The 9,951-nt window shown below is 69.0% G+C and carries 10 protein-coding genes; 6 read left to right on the top strand and 4 right to left on the bottom strand.

The genetic code is table 11. The annotated features are described in order from the left end of the window. Nucleotides 1-83: 83 nt before the first annotated feature. From qcrA to ctaE, 3 genes are read right to left on the bottom strand one after another with little or no spacing between them, the layout of a single operon-like run. Entirely contained in the window at nt 84-1,256 is a 1,173-nt protein-coding gene (gene qcrA, locus ON20_RS08610) for a cytochrome bc1 complex Rieske iron-sulfur subunit (protein ID WP_086008937.1), read from the bottom strand. A 20-nt stretch (nt 1,257-1,276) separates the two neighbouring features. Further along, nucleotides 1,277-2,140: a cytochrome bc1 complex diheme cytochrome c subunit gene (gene qcrC, locus ON20_RS08605; protein ID WP_083864753.1), complete on the bottom strand. Its 864-nt coding sequence runs from the start codon at nt 2,138-2,140 to the stop codon at nt 1,277-1,279. A 45-nt stretch (nt 2,141-2,185) separates the two neighbouring features. Further along, complete coding sequence (gene ctaE, locus ON20_RS08600) at nt 2,186-2,800, bottom strand: aa3-type cytochrome oxidase subunit III (RefSeq protein WP_083864752.1); 615 nt, start codon at nt 2,798-2,800, stop codon at nt 2,186-2,188. A gap of 438 nt (nt 2,801-3,238) precedes the next feature. On the opposite strand from ctaE, the gene trpD reads away from it, so the two are divergent. Continuing rightward, a complete protein-coding gene (gene trpD / locus ON20_RS08595; RefSeq protein WP_051161959.1) occupies nt 3,239-4,297 on the top strand; it encodes an anthranilate phosphoribosyltransferase in 1,059 nt (352 codons plus the stop codon). Between the two features lie 19 nt (nt 4,298-4,316). Here trpD and ON20_RS08590 read toward each other — a convergent pair whose 3' ends face one another. Beyond that, nucleotides 4,317-4,592 (bottom strand): Lrp/AsnC family transcriptional regulator, encoded by a 276-nt coding sequence (locus tag ON20_RS08590; RefSeq protein ID WP_040834476.1) that lies wholly within the window; start codon nt 4,590-4,592, stop codon nt 4,317-4,319. 736 nt (nt 4,593-5,328) lie between these two features. Here ON20_RS08590 and ON20_RS08585 point away from each other — a divergent pair. From ON20_RS08585 to ON20_RS08565, 5 genes are all read left to right on the top strand, one after another. Continuing rightward, nucleotides 5,329-5,901, top strand: coding sequence for a C40 family peptidase (locus ON20_RS08585; protein WP_040834467.1), 573 nt, complete (start codon nt 5,329-5,331; stop codon nt 5,899-5,901). A 153-nt stretch (nt 5,902-6,054) separates the two neighbouring features. After that, nucleotides 6,055-7,128, top strand: coding sequence for an NlpC/P60 family protein (locus ON20_RS08580; RefSeq protein ID WP_040834466.1), 1,074 nt, complete (start codon nt 6,055-6,057; stop codon nt 7,126-7,128). 70 nt (nt 7,129-7,198) lie between these two features. Continuing rightward, the gene (locus tag ON20_RS08575) at nt 7,199-8,125 is read left to right on the top strand and encodes a M48 family metallopeptidase (RefSeq protein WP_218002476.1); all 927 of its coding nucleotides are present in this window, start codon (nt 7,199-7,201) and stop codon (nt 8,123-8,125) included. Nucleotides 8,126-8,150: 25 nt separating this feature from the next. Further along, the gene (locus ON20_RS08570; protein ID WP_040834464.1) at nt 8,151-9,278 is read left to right on the top strand and encodes a glycosyltransferase family 4 protein; all 1,128 of its coding nucleotides are present in this window, start codon (nt 8,151-8,153) and stop codon (nt 9,276-9,278) included. A 264-nt stretch (nt 9,279-9,542) separates the two neighbouring features. After that, nucleotides 9,543-9,929, top strand: a complete 387-nt coding sequence (locus tag ON20_RS08565) for a polyketide cyclase / dehydrase and lipid transport (RefSeq protein ID WP_040834463.1) — start codon at nt 9,543-9,545, stop codon at nt 9,927-9,929. Nucleotides 9,930-9,951 lie beyond the last annotated feature (22 nt).

Genomic DNA, 9,951 nt, shown 5'->3' with positions numbered 1-9,951 from the left:
TTTCACGAACGCGGCAGCCCGATACCGCTCGTCCATCTCGTTGACCTGGGCGGCCATCCGGCGACCCATCGCTTCTCCAACACTCATGAACGACGCTCCCAGAAGGCGGGGCCGAGCGGCTCGATGAAGTCGCCGTTGGCGACCAGGTAGCCCTCGGAGTTGACGGTGATCGGCAGCTGCGGCAGCGCCCGGGCGGCCGGACCGAAAACCGGCTTACCCCATTCGGTCGCCGAGAACTGCGACTGGTGGCAAGGGCACAGGATCCGGTTGGTCTGCTGCTCGAACAACGAGGTCGGGCATCCGAGGTGGGTGCAGATCTTCGAGTAGGCGAAGTAGTCGCCGTAGTTGAAGCTCTCCTGGCCCTTGCGCTTGACGGCCTTCTGCGCGTCCTCGGTGCGCAAGCGGATCAGCATGACGGCGTTGCGGATACCGCGCAGCGACTGCAGGGTGGCGTGCTCGTCACCGCGCCAGGATTCCTTCCACGGGAACACCGTCTCCATGGCGCCCGCGTCCAGATCCTCGGGGCGGACCAGCACGATGTCCTGCGGGCGGCCGGTATCGCGGCGCAGGTAGACGGTCTCGCCCGGATAGTCCGGAGTCCAACCGGAAACCCACAGCGGCGATTTGTCGCCCTTGGCCCACGGGTTCTTGACCATACCGCCGACGAACAGCAACAGCGCGCCGATACCGAGCACACCGACACCGGCACCGGCGGTGCGGGTGATGAGTTTGCGGCGGCCCAGGGTGGAGGTCTCCAGCGCGTCACCGAGTTCGGCGGCGAGCGTCCGGCGGTTCGCCTCGTCGGACGGACCGTCGTGGCGCTGTTGCACCGCCAGCTCGGCCGGGATGAACTTCTTGCGGATGAGCACCGCGGCGATACCGATGGCCAGCACCGAGATACCGAACGTGAGACCGTACAGCGGGGTGGTCAGCGAGTACAGCCCGTGGCCTTCCTCATGCTTGCCCTTGTACTCCCACGGCCAGAACAGGAACACGCCGACCAACGCGAGGGCGGCCAGTCCGGAGATGGCGAACCACATCGCGACCTGGCGCTCGGCCCGCTTCTCCGCGCGGGTGCCCGGCACCGGGAACCGTTCGCGGCGGTAGGCCACATCGACGCCGTCGAGTTCGGTACCGAGCCGGACCAGCTCGTCCCGCGACATCGCGTCCAGTTCCGCTTCGGTCAGCTTGGCGGCGGCCTCCGGGGTCATCGGAGGCCGCTGCGCGTCCGTCTGCCCCTCTTCCGGGCGACCCATGTCCTTAGGCTCCTGTTCGCTCATGACCTCGATCCGATCCACATCGCCGCACCGACGGTCAGCACGATGCCGACGACCCATATGGCCAGCCCCTCGGTGGCGGGGCCGAAACCGCCCAGGCTCCAGCCGCCCGGTGACTGCGACTCCGTCGAATCCTTGACGTAGGCGATGATGTCGCGCTTCTCCTCCGGGCTCAGCTGCCGGTCGGAGAACTTCGGCATGTTCTGCGGGCCCGTCAGCATCGCCGTATAGATCTGCTGTTCGGACGCCGGTTCCAGCGGCGGCGCGAACTTACCGGACGACAGCGCACCACCACGGCCGGTGAAGTTGTGGCAGGAAGCGCAGTTCATCCGGAACAGCTCGCTACCGCGACCGATATCGCCCCCGCGCAGCGACTCCTGGGCGATCTCGCCGTTGGCGTCACGGACCACGGACGGCCCGCCACCGTGGGAGGCCACATAGGCGCTCAGCGCATCGGTCTGGTGGGCGTCGAACTTCGGCGGCTTCCGCTCGGCCTGGGCTTCGTTCCGCGTCATCGGCATACGACCCGACGACACCTGGAAGTAGACGGCGGCCTCGCCGACACCGATCAGGCTGGGGCCGCGGTCGGTGACACCCTGCAGGTTGGCGCCGTGGCAGGTGACGCAGGACGTCTCGTAGAGCTGCTGCCCCTCGCGGACCAAGGCGGCGGTGTCGTTGTTCGCCGTGGCCACCTGCGGTTCAGGGGTGAGCGCCGAGGCGAGGAAACCGGCTCCGACCAGACCCACCAGGAGCGCGAGCCCGCCCGCGATACGACGACGGATGCGGCGCTGCCTGCGCGTCTTGCCGGCCTCGCCGTGCCCGGTGCGCTCGGGCCTTGGCGCTGTTGGGGGAGATGAACTCATCTGTATCCCTTTTGGAGTAGACGGAACCGTGTGCAGAAGCCGGCATCAGCGGACGAAGTAGATCGTGCCGAACAGCCCGATCCAGACGATGTCGACGAAGTGCCAGTAGTAGGAGACGACGATCGCGGCGGTGGCCTGCGCCGGGGTGAACTTGCTCATCTTGGTGCGCGCGAGCAGGAACAGGAAGGCGATCAGACCACCGATGACGTGCAGACCGTGGAAACCGGTGGTGATGAAGAACACCGAACCGTAGGAGCTACTCGAAATGGTGGTGCCCTCGCCTGCCAGCGAGTAGTACTCGTAGCCCTGCCCGAGGACGAAGAACAGGCCCATGAAGAAGGTGAGGACATACCAGCGGCGCAGCCCGAACACATCACCGCGCTCGGCCGCGAACACGCCCATCTGGCAGGTGAACGAGGAGGCGATCAGCACCGTGGTCACCGGGACGGCCAGGGCCAGGTTCAGCTGGGTGGGCTCCGGCGGCCACCCACCCTCCGGAGCCTGGGCGCGCGCGACGAAGTACATCGCGAAGAGGCCGGCGAAGAACATCAGCTCGCTGGACAGCCAGATGATGGTACCGACGCTGACCATATTGGGCCGGTTCAGCGAATGCACACGCTGGGTTATGGCCGATCCTGAGGTACCTACTGCGGTCGTCACGGGGGTAAGTATGACCCTTCGTAGTACGACGGGCGTAGCCGGGTTCCGATCTTGGCGCTTCGTATCAGGAAACGCCGAGCCCCGAGCCGTCCCGGCCGCCTCCTGGCGTGTTGCGGGATCCGGATTCCCGTCTGCGCGCCGATCGACTCCCGAACAGCGCGGACAGCGACGCGCGCCTATGCTGACCACGGGCGGGATCGGTCGGCGGATCGGTGAACCGCCCCTCTTACCCGTGACACTCCGGTCGGCCTCGCCCCCGGCGGTCCGATCGACCAGAACGGCGGGGCCCGGACCGATCCGGAGCGTGGCCGCGGCAGCGGCGTCGTACGGGGAGAGAAGACCCTGCGGGCACGAGACCCCCGCCCGCGCGACCGGCAGGCAGGTCGCCACAAGGCCCGACCCGTGCCGCCGCCGGGCGGCGCGATCGAACACAGGAGGATGAGCGTGCGCAGTTGGTCCCAGGTGCTCGGAACCCTCGCCGATGGCGGCGACCTGACCGCGGACGAGGCGACCTGGGTAATCGACGAGATCTTCTCCGACAACGCCACCTCGGCCCAGATCGCCGCGTTCGGTATCGCGCTCAAGATCAAGGGCCCGACCCCCACCGAACTGTCCGGTATGGCGACCGGCATGCTCGGACGCGCCCGACTGGTTCCCATCGACGGCGACGCGGTGGATATCGTCGGCACCGGCGGTGACCGGTCCGGCTCGGTGAACATCTCCACCATGTCCTCGATCGTGGTCGCCGCGGCCGGGGTCCCGGTGGTCAAGCACGGCAATCGGGCGGCGTCCTCGAAGAGCGGCGGCGCCGATATGCTCGAAGCGCTCGGTGTCCGGCTCGCACTCGGCCCGGAATCGGTGGCCCGGTGTGTCCGTGAGGTGGGTATCGGTTTCTGCTTTGCGCCACTGTTCCATTCCGGTCTGCGTTTCGCCGGTCCCGCCCGTAAAGAGATCGGTATTCCGACCGTCTTCAATGTGCTCGGCCCACTCACCAATCCGGCGCGGCCGCGCGCGGGTCTGGTCGGCTGCGCCTTCCCGGAACTTCTGGAGACCGTCGCCGGGGTGTTCGTCCAACGTGGCGCGAGTGCGCTGGTGGTACGCGGCCGGGACGGCCTGGACGAGATCACCACCTCCGATGTCACCGACGCGTGGGTGGTGTCGGGCGGACGGATGCGGCGCACCGTCATCGACCCCACCCGGCTCGGCATTCCCCGCGTCGACCTGGACGCCCTGCGCGGCGGCGATGCCCGGGTCAATGCCGGGGTGGCCCGGGACGTCCTGGCCGGTACCCCTGGACCGGTCCGCGATGCGGTGCTGGTGAACTCGGCGGCCGCGATCGTGGCCTATGAACTGTCCAGGGGCGCCGATCCGGATGCCGATCTCGACGATCCCCTCGGGGCGGGGATCGAGCGCGCCGCCTCCGCCATCGACAACGGCGGCGCGGCGGCACTGCTGAACCGTTGGGTGAAACTCGCCGAGGCGCTCGGCGAGAACTGAGGCGCCCCGCCGGGAGGTGCTACTCCCCCAGGGAGAAACCGGCCTCCACATCGGCCCGGGAATAGGATTTGAACGCGATATGCGTGATGGTCCGAATCACGCCGGGTGTTTTATCGATTCCACCGGTCACCACGTCGGCGATCTGCTCGTGGTCGCGCACCCGCACCACGGCGATCAGATCGACGTCACCCGCGCACGAATACACCTCGGCGACGCCGTCGGTATCGGCGAGCGCCTGGGCGGTCTCCGGGATCCGACTGTTGTCGGAGTTGATCATCACGATCGCGGTAATCATGTCCACAGCCTAGGCAGGGTGTGCTGTGTTCGATTGCGCCGCCTGGCGGCGGCGCTGTCGGGGTGGGACGTCCGAGGAGGTGTCGGCCGGGCCGGGCAGAGCCGACCGCCGAGGCAAGGCACCCGGGTGGGAGTGGGCCGAGGATCCGGTGCGTCTCTCTATCCTCCCCGCGTGGCACTATCGGTTCGACACGGCTTCAGGGCTTCTTCGCTGTGGTCTGCCGAAAGAGTCGGGGGCGCAAGACCGGTGTGTGAGATGAAGCGGAATCGAACTGAATTCCCCTGCCAAATGATCTCCATACCGAAAAGAGATACAGATCACACATTATTCTTTATTGCTATTTATCCCGGGCGGTGCACCGGCATATACCGGGGATTGCGACACCGCGGAGAGTGCAATCGAGGACCACCTCGATCCATGGTCCGAAATGATCAGGTTCCAGACCAATTCCACTTGGGCGACCTGCGGAAATCTGCGACCAATGGACCGCGCTCGCCACACGGTCCACGGAGCGGACCCCACGGGTGCGAGCACCCCGATACGCCCGATCGTTATCTTTCCGCGACTCTGTGACAGTTCTCGCACTCGGAATTTCGCAAGGACCGGGGCATTCGCGTACAGCGAGGGTCGCATCTTTACAACAGACCGTGATCTGTTCGTAACCTTTCCGAGACCTCGCGGAGTTCGTTGCGTCACCGGACGCGACGCGCGGGGCCAGATTGGGAGTAACCGCATCATGGCGACCAACACCGTCAAGCGACAGGCGCGGCGCGCAGCCGCCGCCGGAGCCGTCGGCGCGGCCACCCTCGGCGCGTTCCTGCTTCCCGCCGCCCCCGCCGCGGCCCAGCCGGTGACCGTCCCCGGTGTCGGAACGTTCGAGGTCCCGAACGAGATCCCGGTGCCGGCGAATATCCCAGGTGTCCAGGCCGGCCAAGTCCCACCGCCGCCCTTCGTCACGCCCACCGAGACCGCCGGCGAACTCGCCCTCGATGCGGCCCTGTCCAAGCAGGGCGCCCCGTATGTGTACGGCGCCGCGGGCCCGAATGCCTTCGACTGCTCGGGCCTGGTGCAGTGGGCCTACCGCCAGGCGGGCGTCGAACTGCCGCGCACCAGCGGCGCGCAGCTGTCCGCGGGCACCCCGGTGGGATTCGACCAGCTCCAACTCGGCGATGTGGTGTCGTTCTACGGCGGTGGCCATTCCGGCCTGTACGCCGGTAACGGCAATGTCGTACACGCCCCGAACTCGGGTAGCTCGGTGCAGGTGGCCCCGATCTCGTCCATGCCGTTCACGGGCGCGCGCCGCTACTGACCCCGGGCACCGGGGCCGCGCCAACCTCGAACGGCCCCGGTGTGACCGTTTCGTGCTGTACTGGACACCTCTACGGGCCGTTCCGTAATGTAATCGAGACCTTTCGCCCAAGGTTCGTCCGGCGACGGCTTCACCAGGAAGGCACGCCCACCCGTGGCAGCACACCCTCGGAATCACGGTACGAGACGGTCAGCACGCGCCGCCCTCGCCGCGAGCGTTCTCGCGGTCACCCTGTGGGGTGGTGCCCCGTCGAGCGCCGACCCGCCGGCCATGCCGACCACGCCCACCACGGCGAGCGAGGCCGTCCAACAGATCGTCGATCTGTCCCGCCGGACCGAACAGCTGAACCAGCAGGCGCTGGGCGCGCAGGCCGATCTCGACGCCAAACTGGCCGTGCAGCGTGATGCCGAGGCGAAACTCGCCACCGCCACCGCTGCCGTCGACGCCGCCCGCGCCGAGGTGAATCGATACCGCCCGGTCATCGACCGCACCGCCATCGCCGCCTACCAGGGCGCCCGGACCAACCGTCTGTTCTCGGTGCTCGTCAGCGATTCCCCGCAGCAACTGCTGGACCAGATGTCGACCCTCGAGGTGGTGGCGGCCCAGACCTCCGACCAGCTGAAGCGCTACAAGGCCGCGACCGACGCGGCCACCGACGCGGAATCCGCCGCCCGGGCCATCGCCGACGCCGCCCGCGCGGCCGCCGACCAGGCGAACGCCGTCCGTACCGACCTCCAGCGCAAACAGGCCGAGCTGTCCGGCGCAATCAGCACGGTGATCGAAGCCTGGGGCACCCTGTCCGCCCAGGACAAGGCCGCCCTGGCCGGTTCACCGTTCCCGCCCGGATTCGATCGCGACAGCCTGCTGAGAGACCTGGTGCCCGGCAACGGTGCCAGCGCCCTGGCCGCCGGACTCACCCGCGTCGGCGACCCCTATGTGTGGGGCGCGACCGGCCCGGACCAGTTCGACTGCTCCGGCCTGGTGCAATGGGCGTTCAAACAGGTCGGCAAGGACGTACCGCGCACCAGTTCCGCGCAGGCGAACTTCGGCACCCCGGTCGACCGGACGGACCTGCAGCCCGGTGATGTGGTGTTCTTCTACAACGACATCTCCCACGTGGGCATCTACGCGGGCAACGGCCTGATGCTGCACGCCTCCACCTTCGGAGTTCCGGTGGCGGTCGCCCCCATGGATTCGACTCCGTACCATTCGGCCCGGCGTTTCTGACGTCGTGTTCCCGCGGCGACCACGCGCCCGGACAGTGCGGCGACACGCCTGTTTCGTACTCGTCGCCGCGATGCTCGTGCTGTCGGCCGGTATCGGCGCGGCCCTGCTGCTTCCGTATTCCTCCACCGGCACGGTCGACGCGGACCACGCCGAGCCCGCCGAATCGTCGCAGCGGTCGCCGCATGCGGATCCGCGACTGGCCGAGATCCGCCGCATCACCGAACCCAACGGCCCGGTGCGCGTGCACCAGGTGGCGACCGGCGCGGACGAGCCGGCCCTGGTGGTCGGCCACCCCGACCGGCAGGAGCAGATCGGTGTCCTCGCCGGCGACCTCGCCGCGGCCACCGCGTCCATCACCGAACTGTGGGGCTCGGACTGGTCCCGCTCCCCCGTGGTGGTGATCGCCTCGACCCCCGCCGAATTCGCCGCTCTGGCCCGCGTCCCCGATCGGCTGTCCGGGGAGGTCGCCGCGGTCAGTGTCGCTGACCCCTTCGCGCCGGGCGCCCGGCCCACCGGTCAGCGCGTGGTATTCGGCCCCGATACCGCCCGCCGTCTCGACCCCGCCGAACTGCGCACCCTGCTGCGCCACGAACTCACCCATATCGCCACCCGTGCCGCCACCGTGGACGGGTCACCGCTGTGGATGCTGGAGGGTTTCGCCGAGTACGCCGCCCAGCGCGGCACCACCCGCCCCTTCTCCACCATCGCTCCGACCCTCGCCGCCGAACTGCGTACCGGGTCCGTACCCACCGATCTCCCGACCGACGCCCTGTTCGGCGGCGACCGGGCCGCCACCGCCTACGAACTCGCTTGGTCGGCCTGCGCCTACCTCGCGGAGAAATATGGAGAGCCCCGCCTGGTCGCCCTCTACCGCCGTCTCGCCACCGGCGCGCGCACCCCGCCCGGCCACGACACCGTGTTCCGCGAGGTCCTCGGCACCACCCGGGTGGCCACAGTCGCCGAATGGCGCGCCTGGCTCACCGCTCGCGGGCACTGAGCGGGCACCCAGTAGGTTGTCGGGTATGGCTCGAACTCTGCTGGTTACCAATGATTTCCCGCCCCGACCGGGAGGTATCCAGTCGTACCTGCAGGCATTGGCCGGGCAGCTGCCGCCGGACGGGCTGGTGGTGTACGCGCCGCGATGGCGGGGAGACAGCCACATCAAGTTCGACGCCGAGCAGAAGTACCAGGTGATCCGCCACCCCACCACGCTGATGCTGCCGACCCCGGCGGTGCTGCGGCGGGCACGGAAACTGCTGCGCGACGAACACTGCGATACGGTCTGGTTCGGCGCGGCGGCGCCGCTGGCGCTGCTGTCGCCGATGCTGCGGCGGGTGGGCGCGGAACGGATTCTGGCCAGTACCCACGGCCACGAGGTCGGCTGGTCGATGGTTCCGGCCGGGCGACAGGCGCTGCGTGCCATCGGCGAGCACACCGATGTGGTGACCTACGTCAGCAAGTACACGCGGGGGCGGTTCGCCGCCGCGTTCGGGCCGAACGCGGCGCTGGAGTATCTGCCGCCGGGCGTGGACACCGAGACGTTCCGACCGGATCCGGCGGCGCGCGCGGAACTGCGCCGCCGCTATGGACTCGGTGACCGCCCGACGGTGCTGTGCCTGTCCCGGCTGGTCCCCCGCAAGGGCCAGGACGCCCTGATCGTCGCCATGCGCCGGATCCGGGAACGAGTATCGGGCGCAGTGCTGGTGATCGCCGGTGGCGGCCCGTACCAGGAGCGGTTGCGCGGACTGGCGCAGGCCTGCGAGGTGAGCGACAGCGTGGTGTTCGTCGGTCGGGTGCCGGCCGCGGAGCTGGCCGCCCACCACACCATCGCGGATGTCTTCGCCATGCCGGCCCGTACCCGCGGCGCGGGGCTGGACGTGGAAGGGCTGGGCATCGTCTATCTGGAGGCGTCGGCCACGGGGGTCCCGGTGGTGGCCGGCCGCTCCGGCGGGGCCCCGGAGACGGTGATCGAGGGCAGGACCGGCCGCGTGGTGGACGGGTGCCGCGAGGACGAGATCGTGGAGGCGGTCTCCGGTCTCCTCGCCGACCGCGACGCCGCGGCGGCCATGGGCGCGGCCGGACGGCGGTGGGTGGAACAATATTGGCGCTGGGACACCCTCGGCGCCCGCCTGCGGCAGCTGCTGGCATGAGCTGTGTCTGATTGCGCCGGCTCCGCCGGCGCGGGGTTGCGGCCCTGGCGGGTCTCGCGTTTCAGCGCCCGAGACTCGCGCCTTCGGCGCATGCGCTTCGGGCGCTGAAACGCGAGACGGGCCGCAACCCTTTGTGGGCCTCGTACGACTCGGCGCATTGGGTGAGCCGGGGTAGGTGCAGGTGGGTGACGTCGCTACCACGCAGGGTGCCCGTCGGGACCAGCACCCGACGGGGCCGAACGCCGATCCATTACGCTCACCAGTGTGAGCAGCATCCAGGTCGCAGACCAGACGTTCGTCGCCGCCCCCGGCGCCGCCGTGGCCGCCCTGCTGGCCGAACCGGGCCGGTGGCGACGGTGGTGGCCGGATCTGACACTGGATATCCGAGAAGATCGCGGCGACAAGGGAATTCGCTGGACGGTACAGGGCGGTCTCACCGGCACCATGGAAGTGTGGCTGGAGCCCTGTCCCGCCCTCGACGGGGTGATCCTGCACTACTTCCTGCATGCCGAACCCCCGAACCCGCTGCCGCCGCGCCGGCTGGCGGAGGCCAACCGGGTCCGGCGGGTGGCGGGCAAGGTCATGTCGTTCGAACTCAAGGACCGGCTGGAAGCCGACCGGCCGGCCGGCGTCGCCCCGATCGCTTCCTGAGATTCACCACCGGACACTTCGT

Origin of the sequence: Nocardia brevicatena NBRC 12119 (genome assembly GCF_000308495.1) — a bacterium.
GTDB lineage: Bacteria > Actinomycetota > Actinomycetes > Mycobacteriales > Mycobacteriaceae > Nocardia > Nocardia brevicatena.
Note: the sequence above shows the minus strand (reverse complement) of the source record. Positions and strands in the feature narration are given on the sequence as shown.